Here is a 23,665-nt window from a genome sequence, read left to right as displayed (position 1 = left end):
AAAATCAGGGTATTGTTAATAGGATTAAGGGTTTGGAGTAAAGAAAAATCAAATTGTGCGATTATGTATGCCTTGAATATGCTTCCTTGAAGGTGAATTACTTAGATCTTTGAAAATATTTGTAGCATTTGGCGTAATTATTTCAAAAAATAATTTATCTATTTAGATTGTCTCTATGGGATTTTTCAAGATTACCAATAACGAATTTCATCTTCAGTCAGTACAGGACGCCGATCAAAAATAAACAATGTATGGCCGTTCTTCAGAATGAGGGCGGTGATGTAATAATGATCATAGGGAAGTCCTTCTTTTTCTTTCCAATCTGTATCCTGCCACCAGGCTTCTATATCTTCCGGATTAATAACTGAATAATTCAGAGAGTTATATACGGAATTAATTCTTTTTAAGACATGGCTGATATTCTCTGTGGGATGATGATTTTTTTGAATTGTATTCAATTCAATATTTTTCTTGGATGGCAAGATGCGATCAATAGAATGTGCAAAAACTCCTTTCACCTTTTCTTTGATTTCAGGATGCTTAGTCCGTATGGAATATCCTAGCCGTCTTGAACTTATATTGCTTTCCTCCAAGGATGCTAATTCTTTATCAATCCAAATTTTGGAGGAAGCGGGGAAATGATGAAGCTCTGGATGAGAGCTTAATATGGTCACTGTTTCCCTAATATGCTTAGCAGGTTCTTCCAATTTTTCTTTTGAATTTATGGTATGTTCTTTGCATGCAGTTGTAAACGTGCTCATAGCTAGCAGAGGAACGAGTATTACTTTCATTTCTTTTTCTTGGATATTAGTTTAATTTTATAAATTATATTATCTGATGAATCACCTTTTTTCAACAATATTCTATTTCCATACTTCCTTTAATATCAAATTCTTTTGAAATTTTCTGACGGTGAAGACGTGATAAAGCCCCATCTTCCGTGATGAGACTTCCGAAGGGAGCATACCCGTAGCGTATTTTTTGCTTCTGCTGCTCGTCGAAGATGGAAGTGACATTCTTCAAGGCATCGTGCATGAAGCAGAGATGCTCTTTTACTTTCATTCCGTTTTCCTGCCAGCATGTCATCGTCAGGATACGTGTTGCTCCCGATTCCGTCGGATCCCACAAATAGCTCTTTACCAGCACAGGTTCAGGATGTATCAAATCCAGCTCAGCTACCTGCAAATAGTCCCGGTACAGGTACCAGCAATGGCCGGATACTGCCCCATTGACGGTGACCTTCTTCTCGAAGCGCCATCCCTGGTAGTCGTAGCCACAAGTGATAGCAGTCCGGCCATCCTGGCTGGTGAAGACGACGGGGCGGTTGTTAGCGTCGTAGGAGATTTCCCAGATGCCCGTTGAGGTCCTGATGCGGGTCTGGTTGCCGTCGGCATCGTAGACGGGGGTAAAATCTCCTCCTCCCCCGGCAATCTCCGCATACTGGTTGAGTTGGTTGGATTCGTAGGAGAAGGCTTCCTCCAGTTCCCGGGCGGTTTTGCGGTTGCCGATGTTGTCGTATCGGTAGCTGAAGCTTCCTCCCAGGCTGATCCTGTCTTCAACCAGCTCGCATCGTCTGTTGTAGGTAAAATCCCTTACTGTGACAGGTGCCCCCGTATCCCAGGAATCCCGCCGCTGGATGGGACGCATCAGGGCGTCGTATTGGTATTCATGGCAGGCCGCCAGTTCGCCGTCCGCCCCCTTTCTGTAACCGATGGCGGTTACGAGGTTGAGCCTGGGATGGGAAGTATTGCTACGGCTCAGCCCAAAGGAAGCTTCCTGGGCCATGTTACCGTAAGCATCATTGGAGAATTCTCTGATACCAAAGCGTCCCTGACGGAGGTCATCTGCCCCAGATGGTTGTAGGTAAACTCCCATGCCGTCGTATCGTCATTGTGGGAGACAGAGACGAGTTCTCTGATAAGGGAAGCATATGCATATATTGTCACAATGCCACGTGCTCATTGAATCCTCGGACACTGTCACCTAAAAGCTCTACAAGACGAAGCAGGTCAGATGGCAGGCGAAATGCTGATAAATTATATAGTTTCTGTTTTTTATAAACACAAAAGTAAAAAGTTTATCAAATGGTTTTAATGTCCGTCTTCTTTAAATCCTGCCAGTTTAAGGCTGGATGAGAATACTTCACCAACGGAGGAAACATTTTCTCCTTCTTTAAATTCGTCTTCCTGGTAGATTTTTAATTTTTCCTTTATGGTATCACGTGAAGTAGATTTAAGTCTAGCACCGGTATATATTTTTATGCCGGAGAGGCTGCTTTTCATGATAACTAGATCATGATGAAAAATATTGGGGAGCAATTGTTTTTGTTGGTAGATGATCAACTGTTCTGCAGGTGGCCCTTCAACTTGGTAATAGTATTTTGCATATTCATTTTTTAATTGCTCAAAGTTTGATTGTTCCAGTACATTTTTCCAATGATGGATACTCCATACCGTGTATCCATAATTAGTACAAGTAAGAATAATTAACCCAGCGATGATGAAAATAAAAAATCTTATTAATTTTTTCATTTTTTTGAATTTAAATTAAAGTAATGGGAAAAATGCTTTAACTTTACCTTCGTATAAAGTCACTTCACATTCTGTATTCTGTTCAAGCCGGTTTTTTAAATACGGTGATGAGTCCAAATAACATGCTCGTATTTCAAGTTTGCAAGATGAACAAAAATTAATTTTTTTAAACATGTCGGATATTTTTGTCTTATTTGTATTTTCAGTTAAGAACCTCCCCCCCCCCCCAATGCGCTCTTACATTTATATCATTTTTCTAATCCAGGGTTCTTCTCCATGCATAATAATAATTAAACTACGGAGGCATTGGCAGGATTCTTCACATTCTGAATTCGGTTTAAAATCTGAAGGAACATGTGTAACTTTTCCTGCTAAAAGTGCCTTAATAGCTTTATCTCCTAATTTATCTAACTTTCTTTTACAAGCAAAATACGAAAGTTTGATGCCTCTGCTCTGGCCAACTCTATCTGGTATGGGAGGAGAAATAAAAGCTGGATCTAAAGGAGAGGAACTCACCATTCCTAAAAAATTAATATTTGTCCGAATATGATTTTTTATAAACCCACACAAATCCCATCCCCCTGTTCCTGAATGAGATCTCTGTTAATCCACCTGCCGTCTGCGGGATTGAGGTGCCGATAATTATAGTAGACAAGTCCCAGTTCGTCGTCCGAGAACTCGCAGGAAAACCTGAACTTGTTCTCCCGGGCCATGTCCCCTTCTTCCGCAATAGGACTTCCGAAGGGAGCATACTCGTAGCGGGCTTGTTGTTTCTGCTGACCGTCGAAGATGGAAGTGACATTCTTCAAGGCATCGTGCATTGAAGTAGAGATGCTCTTTTACTTTCATTCCGTTTTCCTGCCAGCATGTCATCATCAGGACGCGCGTTGCCGTCGGTTCCGTTGGATCCCACAGGTAGCTCTTTACCAGCACAGGTTCAGGATGCCTTAAATCCAGTTCGGCTACCTGTAGGTAGTCCCGGTACAGGAATCAGGAGTGGCTGGATACTGTTCCATTGATGACCACTTTCTTCTCAAAGCGCCGTCCCCGGTAGTCGTAGCCGCAGGTGATAGCAGTCCGGCCATCCTGGCTGGTGAAGACGACGGGTCGGTCGTTGGCGTCGTAGATCACTTCCCAGATGCCTGTTGAGGTCATGATGCGGGTCTGGTTGCCGTCGGCGTCGTAAACGGGGGTAAAATCTTCTTCTCCCTCGGCAATATCCGCGTACTGGTTGAGCGGGTTGGATTCGTAGGAGAGGGCTTCCTCCAGTTCACGGATGGTTTTGCGGTTGCCGATGTTGTCGTAGGAATAGATAAAGCTTCCTCCCCGGCTGAGCCGGTCTTCGACCAGCTCGCTGCGGCTGCTGTGGGTGAAGTTTCTGGTGGTTGCAGGTGTGGCAGCATCCCAGGAGTCCCGGCGTTGAGTGGGACGCATCAGCGCGTCATAGTCGTATTCGTGGCCGGCTGCCAATTCTCCATCCGTTCCCTTCCTGTAACCGATGGCGGTTACGAGGTTGAGCCTGGGATGGTAGGTATTGCAGCGGACCATGCCGTTAGGGTAGTTGAGGTACTTGAGGAAGCCTCCATCTTCGTTACCATGGGCATGCAAAATCAGTCTTGGGTTGAGGTGTATAACCTCTAACCCATTTTGATATTTCTATAGCTTCTAACGATACGCCTGGTTAGTGAGGCCCATGTATCGTTTTCTTCTACACAAGCATTAGTAGTTATTTTCCCCTGTAGCCTTCAGTAATTGCTTGGCTGTTTTTCCGTCAGTATTTTTCAATTTCTGGTTAGCTCCTTGTCTAATCAGAAAATTGTAGGCGCTTATTTGTCCTGTACGAGCAGCATAATGTAAAGCAGTTTCTTTGTAGGGAAAAGTCATAGAGGGTAGCTTCATTTCATTTGAAGCAACATTAATATCAGCCCCTAATTCGAGTAATTTCTTCATGGTATCAATATCCCCGATAGCTGCCGCCAGCATAAGAGCTGTTTCACTTCCATTCCATTTTTTATCATATGGATTAAGATTTGGTTGGGGAATCATGTTTGACGATAAATCCAAGTATGATTTTAATGAATTTTTGATCATATCTTTTCCTACAATGTAGACAGGAGTATTATAATGTAGATAATAAGGTGGAATATAGGGATTTCTTGTTTTTTCTTTTTTGTGAGTTATGAATGTACAAGATCCTAATAAGTTTAATGCTAAAATAACCGAAGGGAATATAATATTAGTTTTCATGTTAAACAACCTATAAAAAATTATAATCTCTCATATTTCCTTAATTTTTAATATTAATAAAATAGATAAATTTATTTTTTTAACGTTAATACGTATAATTCCTATGGGAAGAACAAGAACCATATATAGATCAAAGTATGTTGAGTTGAAATCTGGCTCAACATACTTTGATCTCCGTAAAAGTCTATGGAAGTATCTTGCTTCAGTATAGAATCAAACAGAGAAATCATATTCTGTGGGGGCTGAATGAAGAAAGACCTTAGAAATTGTGAGTAGTAGTGGTTTGGATCTGAGAGATGACGCTCTTCCCACCTATTTTGAAATTGATTCAACAGATTATCGTTACCCTTATCTAACAAATTTATCTTGTCGTTGTTTTATCTACATATGTCTTGGTAGGGAAGGAAGCAATAAATATAAAATACCTATACCACATATGGGTAATAAATAAATTATTATAAACAGGAAAATTGATTTATTCAAACAATAATACCAATTGAAAAATGACAAAACATATGAAATTTCAATTGATAAAACAAATAACAATGTTTGTATATTTATTCCTATGTTATTTGGAAAAGTTAGGAGATATACCATGAAGAATAGATAAATAAAAAGAATATAACTAAATATAGAACTACTCCTTTTGAATTTATTTTCTTGAAAAAATATATCAAATATAATGATTTTTTTTATCCATCTCATAGTATGAATTAATGAACAGTCACATCTCTTCCATACCATATAGCTTTATAAGCCCAATCAGCACAATTATTCCTTAATATGTTGTAAGGAGGAGGGGATTTAATATCCTGTTGTATTGCTCTAAGCATATTGATATCTTCTATGGGAGAGGACGGTATTGTTTCGGGATTTTTTAAATTAAGGCCTTGTGAAGATTTTATATAACCCTTCCCTAAAATAAGGGCTCCATATATAATATTCCCAATTATCAAACCTCCAAATTGTATCAATGTGAATGAATCATGCGTTCTAGCCCATTCCCTTGCTAGTCTAGCTGTATCTCTATCTGTTGGATTCAAAGAATAATCAAAAGTTCTAATCCCTACTTTACACCAAATCCCTTGATCATTTTTTTCCCATATATCTACGGCAACGCCTATGTGAAGAGTAATGTCGCCTTTAAAAACATTTTCTGGGTTATGTGGTAAAATATTAGATATATACCTATCATTACCTAATAAATCAAAATAAACAATGGAATTATTAACAAACCCGTACAAATTCCATCCACCTTGTTCCTGAATAGGATCGCGGTTAATCCATCTGCCGTCTGCGGGATTGAGGTGACGGTAATTGTAATACACAAGCCCCAGTTCGTCATCTGCATACTCGCAGGAAAATCTGAACTTGTTCTCTTGAGCCATGTCTTCCTCAGCGGTGAGAAGGCTACCAAAAGGAGCATACTCGTAACGAGCTCTTCTCGTCTGTTGTCCGTCAAAAATGGAAGTAACGTTCTTCATGGCATCGTGCATGAAGTAAAGATGCTCGTTGTGCTGGGGAACGTTGCCTTTCCAGCATGTCATTGTCAGGACACGCGTCGCTCTCGGTTCCGTTGGATCCCACAGGTAGCTCTTTACCAGCACAGGCTCAGGATGCGTCAAATCCAGCTCGGCTACCTGCAAATAGCGCCGGTACAGGTACCAGCAATGGCCGGATACTGCTCCATTGACGGTGACCTTCTTCTCAAAGCGCCGTCCCCGGTAGTCGTAGCCGCAGGTGATGGCAGTCCGGCCATCCTGGCTGGTGAAGACGACGGGGCGGTCATTGGCGTCGTAGCTCACCTCCCAAATACCTGTTGGGGTCTTGATGAAGGTCTGGTTGCCGTCGGCATCGAAGACGGGCTTAAAATTTTCTTCTCCCCCGGCAATATCTGCGTACTGGTTGAGACAGTTAGCATCGTAGGATGCTTCTTCTTCCAGTTCCCGGGCTGTTTTGCGGTTGCCGATGTTGTCGTAGGAATAGATAAAGCTTCCTCCCCGGCTGAGCCGGTCTTCGACCAGCTCGCTGCGGCCATTGTAGGTAAAATCTCTTAGCGTGGCAGGAGTGGCGACATCCCAGGAGTCCCGCCGTTGGACGGGACGCATCAGAGCGTCGTAGCCGTATTCGTGGCCGGCTGCTAATTCGCCATTCGCTCCCTTCCTGTAACCGATGGCGGTTAGTAGGTTCAGTGTGGGATGGTAGGTGTTTTGGCGGACCATGCCATTGGGGTAGGTGAGATAGTTGAGGAAGCCGCTGGTTGGCTCATACTGCCAGGTAAAGGAAGACTCCAGTCCTTCCAGATTCATCCCGATGATGGCACCTTTGGAGTCGTAGTCAAGATGGGAGTGCTGCACGGTACGGGTTCCAAGCATCAGGCGGTAACCTTCAGAACGTCCCAAGGCATCGTATTGTTCCTGAATGGAGCTTTCCACGGTTCCCAAGGAAGTGTCCTGGGTCATGCGGCCATAGGCATCGTAGGAGCATTCCCTGATTCCGGAAGCGTCCCGGACGGAAGTTATTTGGCCAAGGTGATTGTAGGTAAACTCCCAACCCGGCGTGTTGTCGTTGTGGGAGACGGAGACGAGTTCCCCGGTGAGAGGAGCATAGGCGTAGGTGGTGACGATACCTCTGGCCTTGGTCAATATCTCCAGACGGTTAAATTTGTCGTAAGTCTTGATTGTGGAGGATCCGTCTGCATAGGTCTTTTTCAATTCCAGTCCCGTGGCCTCGTCATAGAACCATGCGGTGGTGTCTCCGTCGGTACGGCCGCAAGGATCGGAAGTGATGTCTTCTTCATCCACCCGGAAAGTGGTCAACGAGACCATACGGTCGGCTTCGTCGTAGGCGAAGCAGGCCGGCTGAATAGCGGTGCCGTACTCGGCTGTCTTTCTGCCGCGGATGTCATAGGAATAGCAGGTCGTTCCCACCAGGGCATCGGTGATGCAGGCGGGATTGTCACAGCAGGGCAGGTAGCTGGTGGTAGTCACGTTGCCTGCAGAATCGGTGACTTTGACAGTACGTCCCGCAAGGTCGGTTTCCGTGGTGGTGATATTGCCTCTGGCGTCCGTGTGCTTGAGAACCATGCCCGTGGAGGCGTAGGAACGGGTTTGTGAAGAACGGATTCCAGCGTGATCGGTCTGGCTGGTCTCAAAACCGTCCACGACCAGTGATTCAGCTGTGATCTCCGAAGTGGGAATGCGGCTGAACCAGGTGCGCCTGGTTGGAGAGGTGTACTCCGTCCACTGGATGCTCTGCTGGCCGTAGACGTCCGTGGTGATGGATTTGTTTTCCAGTACAGCGCTGAGTCTGGAAACCATGTTTTCCGTGGTCTGGGTGAGGGGGAATCCGTCGGCGTTGCAGGTGGTGGAAGTCTGCACCTGGTAGACGCCGTCTTCCCGAACCCGGTAACAGGAGGAACTTTCCGATATCCTGTTTCTGGTGGTGTCATTGGGATGAAGTTCATCCAGAAGAACGGTCTGCTTCACGGCTTGCCCCAGTTCGTTGTAATCCGTGAGGGTAGGAGCAAGATCCTCCGTTTGAGAGCGGACCGATTGTCCTTTGTCGTTGTAGAAGTTCCTGGTGACGATAAAGCCGCCCCTGGTATTGGGCTGCTCCTGCCGGACGGTTTGACCAAAGCCATTTTTCAGAATCCGCGACAGCACAACTCCCTTGGACAAGGTCGTGGTCAGGATGCCTTCTTCGCTCAACTCCAGCCTGGTCTCCACTTCTCTTTGCCCCGTTCCTCCCTGCCAGAGTATGGTTCCATCATAGTACTTTTTGGTAATCAGCGTAGCGCCTGCCGGGGTGGTGGCAGTAGTGGTGAGTCCGTCTTCGCCGTACCCGGTTCGGGTGGTGCGTCCCAGCATGTCCGTGGAAGAAATCACCCGCCCCAGATCGTCGTACTCCGTGCTTTCCGTCGCCGTCATGGGACCCACGTCACGCCGCGTGGCGATCGTCCTTCCCGCGGCATCCTTCGTGTAGGAGATAATCGTTTCGGGCGTGGTTTCCGTCGCAGCCCGAATAGTCTCCACCAGCTGCTTGGCCGAGTTGTAGCCGTAGCCGGTGGTGATGCCGTCTTCGTCGGTTTCCCTCAACGGGCCGCAGCACATCCACTCCGTCGTGCTGGTCCTGCCGTTGCCCTTGGTTGTCTTGATGAGCCTTTGCTCGTCGTCGTATTCGTAGTCCTCCGAGGCAATCAGCGACCAGTCCTCTCCGGTGTGAACGTATTGTTCTCTCCTGGTGGTGGCGCCGTTTTCAGCGATGTATTCCACGTTTCGGGTGCTTTGTCCCGGAACGATGCTTCCGTTGGCCTGCACGGTCTCCGTCACCTGGTGAATGGCTCCGTATTCCGCGGCGGCTTCGTAAGTATAAACGGTTTGCACCCCGTCAATACTCTGGCTCATCTTTTGCCTGCCCCGGGCGTAGGAATACTCCACTGCCTCCCCGTAAGTCTCTTCCACGCGGGTATGAACCTGGTCGCTTCCCAGCGCGGTTTCCGTGACCGTGGTGCGGTTCACCTGCGGGCTGTCTTCATAGGTGTAAGTGCGTTTGAGAAGCGCCGTTTCCGTCCCATCCTCAACAATAATTACTTTGGTTTCCGTGGCGGGTCTGAAGTCGTTAAAGCGCAGGTCGGCGTAAGTCGTGCGTGTCCCCTTTTCACCGCCTCCGGCCCAGGGAGAGGCCTGCAGCACCACTCGTCCCTGCTCGTCGTACTCGTAGCGCGTATAGCCGCCATTGGGTTTGAGTTCCAGGGACATCCGGAACTGGTCGTTGTAGGTATAGAGGGTGGTCCTGGCCAGAGGGGTCTTGTATCCCTCCGTCCGGCTGATGGTCAGCCAGCCACCGTCGGTATACTTCTTCACTGTCCGGGTACAGGAGGCGGGCGTTTCCTCGTTGATGCCCTGGACCCTTTCGATGCGCTCCCACTTGGAATCGGGAAGGGCGTTGCGTTCAATGGTGCGAACGGTGCGCTCCTCTCCCTCGCCCTTGATGATGGTCACCTTGTTGCCTTCCTCGCGACGTTCGATGAAATGCGGTTCCTGGCCGGGCCGCCGGTTGGTGATATGCGTCACCGTCACTCCGTTTTCAAGAGAGGTCTCGTAGGTTGCCGTTTTGCAGGGCTCTCCGGCAACGGTGAACCCGCCTTCCCCGTCCGGGACAGCCTTGCCGGGAGCATACCACTCCAGGGTGAGCCTGTCGCCTTCGGAAATGCTTCTCATCAGCCCCTGGGCGCGGGAATAAACGCTGGCAAGGGAGCCGTTTTGATGGTAAGTGACCTGGACCTTGCTGAAGTACTCTTCGGCAGAGGTCACATGGCCCGAAAAGCTGGTGACCGACACGACCTCTCTGGTGGAGGAAGAGAAGCGCAGGACCATGCCGCCGGGAAGAACCATGTCCATGAAGGCGGGAGTACCCTGGAGGTTGGGAGTAAGATCTTCGTTGAGAAGCCTCACACGGTAGTCGCTCTTCCTGGAAGAGCCGATGGGAGAAGCGTCGCTGCTTCCCTCTTGGGCCTTGAAATAGAGATGGCTTCCGGAGGGGCGCTTGACGGTGACGCGGCGCTCGTCAGCCGAGAAGGAAGCGCTCCAGGCCATGGGATGGTTGTAGCGCATGGAAAAGGCGCTGGAAGCCGGGGCGTGAGGGGCGGCGGCAGAGCGTGCCGTCCGCATGAACCTGGCGGGAACCGGAGGCGTGGGTCCTGCCGGGGAGGGAGGGTTGATGCAGGCGTTGCCCTGGCAATCCTGCTCTCCCTCGGGATCCCCCGGAGTGGGATGTGTCTGGACACAATGTTCGTCCCCTTCCTCATTGCACTCACATTCACAGGGGCAGGGTTCCTCTTCCTGGTCCGGCTCGCTGGAAGAAGAGGAAAGGGAACTGGAACTGCTGCTACTGGAAGAAGACGAAGAACTCGATGAGCTTGACGAGGACCAGGAAGAACTGCTTGACGAAGAAGAACTGGAACTGCTGCTGGACGACGAGCTGGAAGACGGAGCGCTGCTGGAGGAATCCGGCTCCTGGGGCTCCAAAGAACTGCTGTGGAAACTGGAAGACGACCAGCTGCTGGAGGAACTGGACGAGGAAGAACTCGAACTGCTGGAAGACGACGAACTGGAACAAGAAGGCGGTGCGCTGCTGGAGGAATCCGGAGGCTCCGGAGCCGAAGAACTCTGCAGGGAGCTGGAAGACGAACTGCTCGAGGAGGAAGAGCTCGAACTGCTGCTTGGCTTGGGGTCAAACTCAAACGAATCTCCTCCCCCTGCCGAACTGCTCGACGAATCTCCTTCTTCCACCTCCTGGTACAGGTTGACCAGAGTCAGGACGGTTTCTCCTTCCTTGCCGGCAGGCGTGTTTTCCGCCAGCAGGTAATAATCCAGGTCGGGCTCTCCTTCCTTGTCGCATATCAGGGCAATGCAGAACTCCTGCTGGGAGTCCGGGGCTGGCTGGTGCTGGTGAACAATGTGGCACCAGTAGTATCCCTGGTCGAATTGGATCTGGCGGCGGAGAGGGGTGGAAGAACCCGGCTCCGTGGAGAGTTCCAGATCCTTGGCGGGAATGGAAAGGGAGATGGAAGAGTGGGCGTGGAGGTGGAGAAAACAGGTGGAGGGAGCCATGACCTTGAGGTATCCGAACCATTCGTGGCGGGTGTTGTTGGAAGCAATTCGTTTGGGGATAAGGACGGGAGCGGAGAGGCCGTTGACCAGGAAATCGCCCTGGGGCTGGCCGTTGGGGTACATGGGAATGAAGGGGTAGACGGTGTCCATGGCGCCGATGTTGAAAGTGTTGTTCATAGTAATGAAATGATGTTTGTTCAATGGTTGCGACTACCATGAATCAAAAACTAACAACGTAAACACGTCGGGAACGTTATGATATTTGGTGAGTTTTTGAGGCGGATGGCAACGTGTGAAAAGGGAGGGGATTCTTCTCCGGTGGCACGTATTTCTTTGCCATATTTTCAAAATTTACCCATTGCCAGGGTAAAAGACAGCGTGCAGGAAGAGAAATACTAGCAAAAGGTAAAGGAGATTTTTCTCTGATGAACCAAGTTTCCCGCGTTCCACTGGAGTTATTGCATTTAAAAATTACCGGTTGGATTCATGACCGCACTACCATCCTAGTGAGCATAAGAAAGGAGTTTTTATAGAACATTATTCAAGGTACAAAAAAACTTCATCAAGTGGTAACGACTTTTATCTCTATTTTTTGCCGCTTGCGGATTTTCTGCTTGTGTTGAAGACTCAAAAAGAGGAGAAGATGGGTACATAGAATTACCCTCCTCCCATGAAAACCTGTTCTTTTGCTATTGGCTGCTTCTTAGGAATTTGCGGTATTTTTCCATCCATTGCCGACACTACGGTGCGCTATCCGTCTTCCTCTCCGTCCCATCTGGAAAAAGGGAAGCCGTTTCAACTGGTGTTTGACAAGGCCGCGGTGCCCGCTTCCGAGGTGGGAAAACCGGCGGACCCGGAACTGATGTCCTTTTCCCCGGAGGAGAAACCGGTGGAACTGGCGCTGGGCAACGGCGCAGGGACGGCCATGCTGGAAGGCGCGAAGCTGATGTTCGTTCCCCCTTCCTTGAAGTTTTCTTCCAAATGGATTACTCCCAACGTGCTGGAGTGTGTTCCGCTGGAGGAGGTTCCCTTCCGGTCCACCTATCTATGGAAACCGGCGGAGAATGTCCGTTTTCTGGACGGTTCTCCGGTGCCGTCCGTTCCGCTGCGCCTGACGGGACGCATGACCTGGAATTTCTTCCTGTCTTCCATGGACAGGGGCTGGCAGGGCAGTGAAGTTTACCCGTGGGAGAGTTTTTTCCTGGTGGTTCCCGACGCAGTTCCGGACAGGGGCAATCCTGCGAATGGCTTGTATCGCGACGGCAAGGGGTTCCTGATGCTTCCCGGTTATTGCTCATGGAAGGAGGCATTGGAAAAGAATCTCCGTTTTGCCGGCGTTTCGGATGAAGAGCAGTTGAGGTCCGCAGATTTTATGAAGCAGCTCAAGGCGGGAGCCGCGGGGTACGATGCGGGGTTCCGGCTAAGGCCTGCGACGTTGAAGGAGGTGAGAGACGCCAAATCCTACCGTGTGAGAAATATTGCAGGGGAGGGAAGGTTCAGAGGCCGTCCGGACGGCATGGTTGTTCCCGGCGTGTATGTCATTCAGCCGGAAGGAATGTTCCGGTATGGCAGGAATTATTGCCTGGTCAGTTTGGACGCTTCCTTCCTGTCCTCCCGGGGAGGAGAGCGGAAAACCGGATGGGAAGAAATCAAACTGGGGGCCGTGCCCCGTTTTTCCGCCTCCGGTTATTACCATGCGTTTTCCGGGAGCGGAGGACGGTTTACTCTGGAATGGACTCTCCCTGTCCTGATTGAGGATTTGGAACGGTTCTGCCGGGACCATGTGGAGTTTTTCGTGGAGGGCGGCGGGAAGCCGATGGCTTACGGTGATCAGGAGGGAGGCTTTACCACATCCCTTGACGGAGAGGATGCGGAGACGGCCGGGAAAATAACAATCCGCCTGGACAGGGAACGGCTGGCGGAGATGAAGCATGCCCGGCCCCTGTGGTATACGTCCCTGCCTTTTCTGGTGAGCGCAGACGAGGCCGTTTTTAAACTGCAATGGAGGCTGAAAGGCGTCCGGTCCGTGGATGGCCAGGAATTGGCGCGAAAGAATGCGGAAGGTTCCGTGGAAGTGGAGCCGGAGGATCCGTGCCTGTATCTGGATGCGGGCAACAACGGCGTCATGTACGCCGGAGCCCGCAAGTTGAAAGCCTCCGTGAGCAATTTGAAGGATTTGACGGTGCGCGGCTACCGGATCAGGGCCGGCCACCGGCACCAGACGCTGGCGACCTACCGGAAGATTTATGAACGGGACCAGTCCGCGCCCCTTTCCCGTACCGTGACGGACCGCGACCAAAGGCATTTTCTGCCTGCGGAGCTTCTTGCGGCGGATAAGACGGGCGCGCTGACACTGGACGTGCGCGGCAAAACGGAAGCGGCCATCAGCCTGGACGGCCTGTTTGGCGGAGCCGTGGAGCCAGGCATGTATTTCATTGAGGTGGAAGGCCGTGTCAGTGATCCGGTGCTGGAGGCGTACAGGCTGTTTGGCGTGCCGTCGGAAAACGGAGGCAGAAGGAAGTTCGATAGAAAGGAGGCATCCTACGCCGCGCAGGCCGTCGTGCAGGTGACGGATTTGGGCGTTCTGCATAAAAAGACGGCGGATACCATGTTTGCTTACGTGTATTCCCTTTCCACCGGAAAAGCGGTGGAAAAAGCGCAGGTCCAATTGCTGGATGCGAACGGCTCCGTTCTGGCTTCCGTTCCCGTGGAGCACGGTTCCGTGATTTTGCCCATGGCCGGGATGAACGGAAAGGCCGCCTATGTTCGCGTCCTGTCCGGGGTGGACAGTTACCTGAGCCCCCTGGAGGATTGGCCGGGGCAGGTGAGGATGTGGTCCTTTGGCGTGAAGACGCTGCCCTACGAATGGGAAGCCCTGGGGCTGAATCCCGCCACTACCGCGGAAACGAGGGTGTTCATGTTTTCGGACAGGAACCTGTACCGCCCGGCGGAGACCATGCATTTGAAGGGAATCGTGCGCTCCCTGCTGGACAACAGGCTGGGCCTCGCTCCCGTGGAGGAGGTCAAGCTGACGGTCAGGGACGGACGGGATCGGGAAGTAGCCGTCAAGCAGGTGAAGTTGTCCGATGTGGGAACCTTTGACCTGGATTTCACGTTTCCCGGGGAAGAGACGGGAACTTACAGCGTCCTTGCCAGCCTGCGGCTGAAAGGGGATTCCGCGGAAGAGGAAAAAGAAGGGGCAGAGGATGATTCCTCCGACGAATACGATTACAAGAAGTATTACCGGAAGGAGTTTGACAAGAATAACCGGGAGTTCCGGTATGAGGTGGAAGTAGCCGAGTTCAAGCGGAACGAGTTTGAAGTGGAGGAGAAGATTCATGAATTGAAGCCCGGCGCTCATCTCCTGAAGGCGGATGTGAAGGCCACGAATTTTACCGGCACGCCTGTTTCAGGCGGCAAGGTGAACTGGTCCCTGCGCAGTACTCCCTCCAACTTTTATCCTGCCGGATACAAGGATTACCGTTTCGGGGATTACCGGGATGACGATGGGGGCTACTGGGAGGCCTATTACGGTTATTCCAGCAGCCGTTCCTCCTCCCACATGAAGCAGCAGTCCTCCGTGCTGGACGGGGAAGGCAGGAATACCGTGGAGTTCTCCCTGGACGGGCAGTCCTTCCCGCGGGTCAGGAGGCTGTCCCTCCAGGCTTCCGTGGTAAACGGGAATGAGCAGTTGGTCAAGGTTTCCCGAGGCGCCGTCTGGAATCCGGCTTCCGTGTTTGTGGGCGTGAAGAACAGTTCTTCCATCTGCCGCCAGGGAACGCCCCTGGATTTGCGCCTGATTGCCCTGGGGCTGGACGGCAAGCCCTATGCGGGCAGCGGCCTTGATCTCAACATGACCGTGACGCGCACCGCTTTCCGTCCCGCGCGCTACGAGAGCGGAGATGCCACCACCGTGCGCAATGACGAGGTAAGGAGCACGGTGCTGGAAAAGGCCCTGACGCTTGCCCCGGCGGATTCCGCGGATATCCGTACGGGAGGAAAAGCCGTCTCCGTTCTCACCCCGCAGGACGGTATTTACGAGGTGGCTTTTTCCGGCAGGGACGCGGAAGGACGGGAATTCCGCACTGCCGTAAAGTACTGGGTTTACGGCAGCGACGTTTCCCCGTGGGAGTACCATGACGGCCTGAAGGTGAAGATCATCCCTGACAAGCAGTTGTACAAGCCGGGAGAGACGGCCCGTCTCTTGATCCAGACACCCATTGAGGGGGAGGTGATGGTGACGGTGGAGCGGGAAAAGGTGCTCCGGAGTTTTGCCAGAAAGCTGACGCTGGACAATCCCGTGATTGAGGTGCCTCTGGAAGAGGCGGACGCGCCGAATGTCTATATTTCCGTTTTCCTGGTGAAGGGGGCGGACCTGAGCAGCCGCAAGGTCCGCAATCCCCAGTTGAAGCTGGGATATGCCGCGCTGAAGGTTCAGCCTGTCCAGCATACCCTGAATGTAAAGGTGTTTCCCCCCGCCGGGATGTCCCGGCCCGGTTCCCCCGCCGTGGTCAGCGGCGTGGTGACGGATTATTCCGGCAGGCCGGTTCGGAATGCGGAGGTATGCCTGTTTGCGGAGGATGAAGGCACCTTACAGGTCATCGGGTACCAGACTCCCCGTCCCATCCGGTACTTCTATGCGGACCGCCCCTTGTCCGTGGGCACGTGGACGACGCTGGAACAAATTCTGGATGAAGACTGGGGTGGCCGCTCCACGGACAACAAAGGAGTTTTCATCGGCGGCGGAGATTCCTCGGACGGCTCCCGCAAAGCGCCGGAGAACCTGGATTTAAGGAAGAATTTCAACCCGTGCGCCGTGTGGCTGGCCTCCCTCCGTACGGACGGGGAGGGCCGTTTCAAGGCCGAGTACAGGAATCCGGATACGCTGACCCGCTACCGGGTGATGGCAGTCGCCCTGGCGGGAGCTGCCGATTTCGGAACCGGGGAAAGCGCCTATGTGGTAAACAAGCCCGTGATGCTGGAACCCGCTCCCCCCTTTACCGCAACGGAGGGTGATTCCCTGGACATTCCGGTGACGGTCAGCCAGACGGGAGACAGGAAGGGCCCGTGGGTGGTCACGCTGAAATCCGGGACCGCTGCGGCTTCCGTGCCCCAGCCCGTCCAGACGCTGACTTTGAACGGGAACCAGCCGAAAACGCTGGTGTTCAACGTAAAATTCACGCAGCCGGGGGAAGCCCGGCTGACCTGGGAAATCCGCGCCGCAGACGGCAGCGGCACGCCTTATTCCTCCGGCGTTTATTCCTTGCTGAAGGATTCCGTGGAGCACACGTTTGAGGTGGTGCCTCCCTTCCCGGAGCTGAGGGAGCTGCGCTGCTTCTCGCTTTCCTCCGGTCGGATGCTGGATCTGCCGGGGTTGCTGGCGACTCCCTTCCTGAAAGGCACCCCCATCCGGGTGACGCTGGGCACGTCCCCCCTGCTGTATGCGGACGGCAGCGTGAATTACCTGCTGCGTTATCCGTACGGATGCCTGGAACAGCTTTCCTCCTCCACGCTGCCCTGGATTTATGAACCGCTCCTGGCCAAATATCTCCCCGGTTTCAAGGGAAAATCGCCGGAGGACCGTTCCAGGGCCCTCCGGAGCGGCGTTTACAAAATCATGAAAAACCAGCTTTCTTCCGGCGGCCTGTCCTACTGGCAGGGTGGCACGGAGGTGAGCGAGTACTGCGCGTATGCCGCTCTGGTGCTGACCCTGGCGCGGGAGCAGGGGGTTTACATTCCGGAACAGGGCCTCAACAAGCTGTACGCCTATCTGGGGCATTCCCTGTCCGCCCGCCCGCGGGAGGGGCTCCTGGGGGCATGGGTGCTGGCCAGAGCGGGGCTCATGCCCGCGTCCCTGCTCAACCGCCTGCTGGACCATGCCGCTGAATTGAGGGCGGAAGACCGCCTGTACCTGGCCCTGGCGGCGGCCCTCTCTTCCCGTGCGGAGGCAAAGGAGCAGGCCCGGAGCCTGATGAATGTTTCCGGGGAGGAAATGAAACAGCCCCGCTGCCGTCTTCTGCTGGCGCTGGCGGAGATGGCGCAGGCCCCCGGTGACCGGGCTGTCCGGGAAAGGCTGGAACGCCTGATCGTGGACAGGATGTCCGGCTCTTTCGGAGGAAGGGCCCCCTATTCCACCTGGACTTCCGGCTGGGATGTGATTCTGCTGGGGGAATACCTGGAAGGATTGCAGGAGGCGCCCCTTTCCGCCGCCTTCCGCGTGGACCGCGGCGGCCGGACGTTTGACGGGATATGCTCCGTGTCTTCCCCGTCCCGGTTCCTGACCGCGGTTGGGGAGAAGGCCGTGCTCAGCCTTCCGGAAGCGGGAACCCGGGTATACGGCATGGCGGAGGCCCGCGGACGCAGCAAAACGCAGCAGGACGGAGCCGCCGTCAACAGGGGCTTTGCCGTTTCCCGCGTTTATGAAAGGCTTTCTCCGGAAGGAACCTGGACGCCTGCGGCGGAGTTTGCCGTGGGGGACCTGGTGAGGATTACGCTGCACGTGGACAAGTCCGCTGACCCGCTGACGTATGTGGTGATGGAGGATTACCTGCCCTCCGCTTTTGAAGCCGTCAATCCGGCGCTGCTTTCCCAGATACCGGGAGGCCGGGAGAGCGAGACGGCGGACGCAGGAAACCGCTGGTTCTACTGGAACGGGTGGGTTTCCCACCGTGAATTCCTGAAGGACCGGGTGCGCTTTTTCGCCGATTCCTGGTCGGGAGGCCGCTTTACGGCGCGCTACCTGGCGCGGGTGACCAAGTCCGGCTCCGTTATCGCCCCGTCCGCCAAGGCGGAGCTGATGTACAAGCCGGAAACCTACGGATTGAGCATTCCCCAGAAACTGACCGTCTCCGCGGGGAAGTAAGTGCAGTGTTTTCATGATGCGGCGCAGATCTATGAACAGGGCGGTTTTCAAAAAGCTCCTTCAACGGAAAACCCTTCTTTGGACTGCCGGAGGACTGGCCGCCGCGTGGCTGCTTGCATGGTATGCCGTCCCCTGGCTGGTTCCCCTGCCGGAAGGGCTGCTCCATCCGGAAGAGCGGGGCGCCGTGGTCCTGGACAGGGACGGCGGCAGAATCGCCACATTGCCGGGACCGGATTATTACCACACGGAGCCTGTCCGGCTCCGGGAGGTTCCGGACATGCTTCTTAAGGCTACGCTGGCGGCGGAAGACAAACGCTTTTTCAGCCACGGAGGGGCGGATTTCCTGGCGCTGGCCCGCGCCGCGGCGGCGAATGCCGCAGGCGGGGAGGTTGTGTCCGGAGCGTCCACCATCACCCAGCAGCTCGCCAAGAATGCCAATCCTCCCGCACGCAGGAACCTGTGGACCAAGGCCCGGGAGTTTTTCCAGGCCCGGCGCATGGAGATGAGCATGAGCAAGGAGGAAATTCTGGAGTCCTATTTCAACCTCCTGGATTACGGCAATCTGCGCCGGGGGCCCGCCGCGGCGGCGCGTTTCTACTTTGGCCGGGAGATGTCCCGCCTGTCCTTGGCGGAATGCGCCCTGCTGGCGGGGTTGCCGCAGGGGCCGTCCTTCCTGAACCCCCTCCGGCATCCGGAACGTGCGCTGGAACGGCGGAACCGCGTTCTGCGGCGTCTGGAGGAGGAAGGCATGTTCCCGGCGGACATGGTGAACAGGGCCTTGCAGGAACCCCTGTTCAGCGCCGGAACGGAAGAAGGGCGGCAGCCGGCGGCTCCCCATGTAACAGCCGCCCTGATGCACGCAGGACGGACGGGGGAGGTGCGCACGACGCTGGACGCCTCCCTGCAGCGCGGCGCGCTGGAAATCGTGAGGAGGGAGCTGGAACGCTTGAAAGGCCATCATGTGACACAGGCCGCCGTAATTGTGGTGGAAAACGCCACGGGGAACATTCTTTGCCTGGTCGGTTCCGCGGACCGGAAGCATCCGGCGGGGGGGCTGATGGACGGGACTTCCCTGCCGCGCTCCCCTGGTTCCGCCCTGAAGCCTTTCGTGTACGCCCAGGCATTTGTCCTGGGGGCCTATCCGGGAACCGTTCTTCCGGACGTTCCCACCACGTACCGGAGCGCGCACGGGCTGGAAGCGCCGCAGAATTACAACAGGGCCTACATGGGTCCCGTTTCCGTCAGGCAGGCCCTGGCCTGTTCCCAGAATATCCCGGCCATGAGGGTTCTGGATACCTTCGGCGGCCCGTCACGGCTACTGAAACTGCTGGAAAACCTGGGTATCCGGGGCATCCAGGGAGACGCCGCGCATTACGGCCTGGGCCTCGCCATCGGCAATGCGGAGGTGACCTTGCGGGATTTGACCGGGGCTTATGCGTGCCTGGCGCGCGGAGGCTCCTTCCTCCCCCTGAAGCTGGAGCAGGGTGCTTCCGTTCCGGAACGGCCCGTACTGCCTGCGGAAGCCTGCTTCATGGCGGCGGACATTCTGGCGGACCGGGAAGCCCGGATGGCGGCGTTCCATGACCGGGAGCTGATGAACCTTCCCTTCCGGTATGCGTGCAAGACGGGCACTTCCTCCGATTTCCGCGACAACTGGTGCGTGGGCTTCACCCGTGAAATCACGGTTGGCGTCTGGGTGGGCAATTTTGACGCCTCCCCCATGAAGCAGGTGGGGGGCATGGATGGAGCGGCCCCCATTTTTGCCGGGGTCATGAGGCTGGCTCACCGCAATCTTGTCCCTTCCTTCCCCGGTCCCCCTCCCGGCATGGTGCGCATCCGCATTGATTCCCGCACCGGAAAGAGGGCGGAGGGGCTGGATCTGCCGCAAGCCCATGTCCGGGAGGAATGGGCTTCCCCGGAAACGATGCCGCAGCCGGCCTCCCCGGCGGATTACGATGCCGTGGGACGGGCATATCTGGACAGCCGTTATACGGAGTGGTTTACCAGTCCTTCCTGCACGGTGGGGAATACCTTCTGCCTGCTTCCGCGGGCGTGGTCCGGGGAGGCTCCCCGCATCCTGGTTCCGGCAGACGGCTCGCGCCTGGCGCTGGATCCGGAACTGCCCGGCGGGGGACGCTGGCTCAAACTGCGCTCCAACCTGCCGGCGGGGGCGGTGTGGTCATCCCCCACCCTGACCGTCGTGCAGTATGGAGAAGAGGCCTCCGTGCTGCTGGAACCGGGAGCGCACGTCATTACCGTGCGCCATCCGGAGCTGAACCTGGAGCAGCGTTCGTCAATTACCGTCAGGGAACTGTAACAAGAAGCCGGGAGTTTTCCTCCCGTGCGCACGTGGAAAAAGCGTTCCGCTCAGTCCAGCGGCAGGATGGAGGTGACCAGCATCTTGAACCGTTCCTGCGCAATGACGGAATGAGGCACTCCGGCGGGAATCAGGAGAGTCTTGCCCTGCGGAAGGTTGACCTCTTCATTGCCCACGGTAAAATACGCCGTCCCGTCCAGAATCTGCACCAGGGCGGGGCCGGGCGTCTGGTGGGTGGGGAGGAGCTGCTCGTCGTCAAAAGCCAGGATGGTCATGTTGACGCCTTTGGAACGCACAAGGGCCAGGCTGGTGATTTGCCCTTCGCGGTATTCAATCAGGTCAGCGTAATTGAAAGGCGCCCGTTCGGGGATATGCTGAATTGCTGTCATGCAGGTTGGACACACTCATTTCCCCTTCTCGTTTCCGCCATGACAGGCTTCCGGGAAAAAGGTCCGCTCCAGACCCGGGAGCGGACCTTGGCATTCAGCATTCATATGGTGCTTACTTACGGGTTCAACGTCCTGAGTTCATAGGCGTGGGGTCGGGTTCACAAGTAAACAGCAACCATTTTATACATGAAAAGTACAATTTGCTTCAAGAAAATTTTGGTGAAAAAATACAGATTTGATTCTGCTGCAAGGAGAACCGGATTTAACGCCCGCATGTGGCCGTTTCCGCCTGCGGGCGTGTGCCGTCAGCGGTTCCGCCGCCTGCGGCCGGGCGTGCGCTTCTCCTTTCTGCCTGGGGAGGCTGTCTTTTCCGGCTGCCGCCGTTCCTCCCGTGAGGCGATGGTAAAATCCGCCCACTGCTGTTCCCGGTCCACTTTTACGGGAATGACGGGAATGCGCAGCCCTGCGCACAGCACGGAGCCGTGGTCGCTCTTCCAGCGGTTGGCGAATGCCTCGTACACCCAGCGGCCGCCGGGAAGCTTGTCCGGCTTGATCAGCCCCTTGATCTGGAGGCGCGGGATTTCCAGCAGCACGCCGAAGTGGCGCGTTTCCGTAATCAGGGCCTCGTGCACTTCCGGATGGTCCGCATAGCACTGGCCTTCCAGCCATTCGAAAAGCTTCATCCGGTTGGCGTCCTTTTCCGCACTGGCGGAAGTGCGCTCCGTCTCTGAAATGTGTTCCGCGTCCTCCTCCAGCCTGCCTACGCTGCCGGCGCCTTTGGCCCCCTTGGGGGGATTGGCCAGCAGGGGATTCAGGGAGCGGTGAACCACCAGGTCCGCGTAACGGCGGATGGGGCTGGTGAAGTGGCAGTAATTGGCGGTGGCCAGGCCGTAATGGCCCAGGGGCTCCGTATCGTACCTGGCCCGCATCAGGCTTTTCAGGAGCGCCAGCTTGAGCAATTGCTCGTCCGGGGAACCCTTGATGGACTTCATCAGCTCATTAAGGTACTGGCGCTGGCCGATGTCGTGGACGGGGTGCCCGTACAGTTTGCACAATTGGCCGAATTCAAAGAGCTTGGCGGAATCCGGTTCTTCATGGACACGGTAGATGGTGGGGCGGTTCCTGTTTTTCAGCGTCAGGGCCACGGCCTCGTTGGCGGCCAGCATGCACTCCTCAATGAGCTGGTGGCTCTCATCGTACTCTTCCGTGATGATGTCCGTCACGCGGCCGTCCTTGTCCATGACAGCGCGCACTTCCGGGAAGTCCAGGTCCAGGGCTCCCTTGGCGTAGCGGTTGCGGCGCAGGATGGAGGCCAGCTTCCAGGCTTCACGGACCATGGAGGGAACTTCCCCCTTGTCATGCCCTTTCAGCATGGTGAAGGCCTCCTGGTAGGTCAGGCGCGCCTTGCTGCGGATGAAGGCGTCCGCGAAGCGGGCGTGGAGCATCTTCCCCTTTTTATCAAACTTCATTTCGCATACCTTCGTCAGGCGCACGACGTCCGGCCGCAGGCTGCACAAATCATCGGAAAGGCGGGGAGGCAGCATCGGAAGGACGCGGTCCGGCAGGTAGGTGGAGTTGCCGCGGCGCAGGGCTTCCTCATCCAGCGCGCCGCCGGGCTTCACAAAATGGGAGACATCCGCGATGTGGACGGCCAGCGTCCAGCCGGACGGAGTGGCCGTGATGGAGATGGCGTCGTCAAAATCCCTGGCGCTTGCCGGGTCAATGGTGATGACGGTGCGGTCCGTCCAGTCCTCCCGGCGGCCCAGTTCCACGGAAGAAGGGTTTTTCCGGAAAGATTCCACCTCCTGAAGCACGGAGGCGGGGAATTCCACGGGCAGGTCATACTTTCTGATGACGGCTTCCATGTCCACGTGGGGATCGTCCGGGTAGCCGAGCACCTCCACGATTTTCCCGCGCGGGGCCTTCTTTTCTTCCCCGCGGGACACGGGTTCCACGGAAACCAGTTGGCCGGGAAGCACCTCCATGGCGGGTTTTTCCACCAGTTCAATGTATTCCGGAGAGCCTACGCCGTCCCCGAGCACGCGGCCCAGCTTGTTCTTTCCGGCGCGGAAAACGCCCAGCCAGCGGGAGCGCGCGCGTTCCGTCACTTCCTCCACGCGGGCTTTCATGCCGGTATCCGGAGAAGAAAAGCGGTCCCTGCGGACGTTTCTCCGGCCCTTGGCCGCCTTGCGTTCCACGCGCACGGCCACGCGGTCCCCGTCCAGGGCGGTTCCCAGGTGGTTGGGCTTGAGCTCCAGCTCCGGAATGGCCTCCAGATCCCACCCCAGGTCCGCCGCGGCGGGATCCCCCTTTTTGGGGAGAAAAAGAATCTTGCCGGAGCGCAGGATGCGGATCATGCCGTGCACCAGGTTCCGGCGTTCCCGTTTCAGGGCGTATCTCCCCTTTTGCAGCCGCACGAGCCTGCCTTCCTCCTCCAGCTGGTCCACAATGGCGCGGAAGTCCTGCTTCTGCCGGGAATCCACGTTCAGGGCGCGGGCCAGTTCTGATTTGCTCTGGGGTTCGTAATGTCCGTCTTCCATGTGACGGACCAGGCGGTCTTTAAGGGAATTATTCATCTTGTGGAAGTTCCGGGAAAGGAGTCTTCCATTCCCATTGATGCCATCATAAGGCGGTTTTTGCGCCGCTTCAAGGCGCGGGCGGTGCATTCTTTGTCCGCCTTTCTCCTTGCCAGGCCCGGGCTTGTG

At 54.6% G+C, this 23,665-nt stretch carries 12 protein-coding genes; 3 read left to right on the top strand and 9 right to left on the bottom strand.

The genetic code is table 11. The features are described from left to right. Nucleotides 1-191 precede the first annotated feature (191 nt). The 3 genes from P8A25_RS12460 to P8A25_RS12450 form a co-directional block, all read right to left on the bottom strand. Entirely contained in the window at nt 192-791 is a 600-nt protein-coding gene (locus tag P8A25_RS12460) for a hypothetical protein (protein WP_404838719.1), read from the bottom strand. Nucleotides 792-852: 61 nt separating this feature from the next. Then, on the bottom strand, nt 853-1,785 hold the full coding sequence (locus tag P8A25_RS12455; protein ID WP_215443418.1) for a hypothetical protein: 933 nt from the start codon (nt 1,783-1,785) through the stop codon (nt 853-855). A gap of 305 nt (nt 1,786-2,090) precedes the next feature. Beyond that, nucleotides 2,091-2,531, bottom strand: coding sequence for a hypothetical protein (locus tag P8A25_RS12450; RefSeq protein ID WP_215443416.1), 441 nt, complete (start codon nt 2,529-2,531; stop codon nt 2,091-2,093). 139 nt (nt 2,532-2,670) lie between these two features. Between P8A25_RS12450 and P8A25_RS12445 the strand changes: the two genes are divergently transcribed. Then, nucleotides 2,671-3,081 carry a hypothetical protein gene (locus tag P8A25_RS12445; protein ID WP_404838718.1) on the top strand — a complete coding sequence of 137 codons (411 nt, stop codon included), beginning with the start codon at nt 2,671-2,673 and terminating at the stop codon, nt 3,079-3,081. Between the two features lie 4 nt (nt 3,082-3,085). Here the strand turns inward: P8A25_RS12445 and P8A25_RS12440 are convergent, their stop codons facing one another. The 4 genes from P8A25_RS12440 to P8A25_RS12425 all read right to left on the bottom strand — a co-directional run bounded on the left by P8A25_RS12440 (nt 3,086) and on the right by P8A25_RS12425 (nt 11,569). Then, nucleotides 3,086-3,340: an RHS repeat domain-containing protein gene (locus P8A25_RS12440; protein ID WP_180976158.1), complete on the bottom strand. Its 255-nt coding sequence runs from the start codon at nt 3,338-3,340 to the stop codon at nt 3,086-3,088. 181 nt (nt 3,341-3,521) lie between these two features. Next, nucleotides 3,522-4,079: a hypothetical protein gene (locus tag P8A25_RS12435; RefSeq protein ID WP_215458430.1), complete on the bottom strand. Its 558-nt coding sequence runs from the start codon at nt 4,077-4,079 to the stop codon at nt 3,522-3,524. Between the two features lie 171 nt (nt 4,080-4,250). Then, nucleotides 4,251-4,778, bottom strand: a complete 528-nt coding sequence (locus P8A25_RS12430) for an ankyrin repeat domain-containing protein (RefSeq protein ID WP_215443410.1) — start codon at nt 4,776-4,778, stop codon at nt 4,251-4,253. A 713-nt stretch (nt 4,779-5,491) separates the two neighbouring features. Beyond that, entirely contained in the window at nt 5,492-11,569 is a 6,078-nt protein-coding gene (locus P8A25_RS12425; RefSeq protein WP_404838717.1) for an RHS repeat domain-containing protein, read from the bottom strand. A gap of 493 nt (nt 11,570-12,062) precedes the next feature. Between P8A25_RS12425 and P8A25_RS12420 the strand changes: the two genes are divergently transcribed. Then, nucleotides 12,063-18,254, top strand: coding sequence for an MG2 domain-containing protein (locus P8A25_RS12420; RefSeq protein ID WP_215442415.1), 6,192 nt, complete (start codon nt 12,063-12,065; stop codon nt 18,252-18,254). 31 nt (nt 18,255-18,285) lie between these two features. After that, nucleotides 18,286-20,571 (top strand): penicillin-binding protein 1C, encoded by a 2,286-nt coding sequence (gene pbpC, locus P8A25_RS12415; RefSeq protein WP_215442414.1) that lies wholly within the window; start codon nt 18,286-18,288, stop codon nt 20,569-20,571. A gap of 50 nt (nt 20,572-20,621) precedes the next feature. Here the strand turns inward: pbpC and P8A25_RS12410 are convergent, their stop codons facing one another. After that, the gene (locus P8A25_RS12410) at nt 20,622-20,960 is read right to left on the bottom strand and encodes a cupin domain-containing protein (protein ID WP_022396859.1); all 339 of its coding nucleotides are present in this window, start codon (nt 20,958-20,960) and stop codon (nt 20,622-20,624) included. A gap of 305 nt (nt 20,961-21,265) precedes the next feature. Next, on the bottom strand, nt 21,266-23,536 hold the full coding sequence (locus P8A25_RS12405) for a VacB/RNase II family 3'-5' exoribonuclease (RefSeq protein WP_215442413.1): 2,271 nt from the start codon (nt 23,534-23,536) through the stop codon (nt 21,266-21,268). Between the last annotated feature and the right edge of the window lie 129 nt (nt 23,537-23,665).

This window comes from Akkermansia sp. BCRC 18949 (assembly GCF_045011645.1).
Lineage (GTDB): Bacteria > Verrucomicrobiota > Verrucomicrobiia > Verrucomicrobiales > Akkermansiaceae > Akkermansia > Akkermansia massiliensis.
This window is presented reverse-complemented; position numbering and strand designations above follow the sequence as displayed.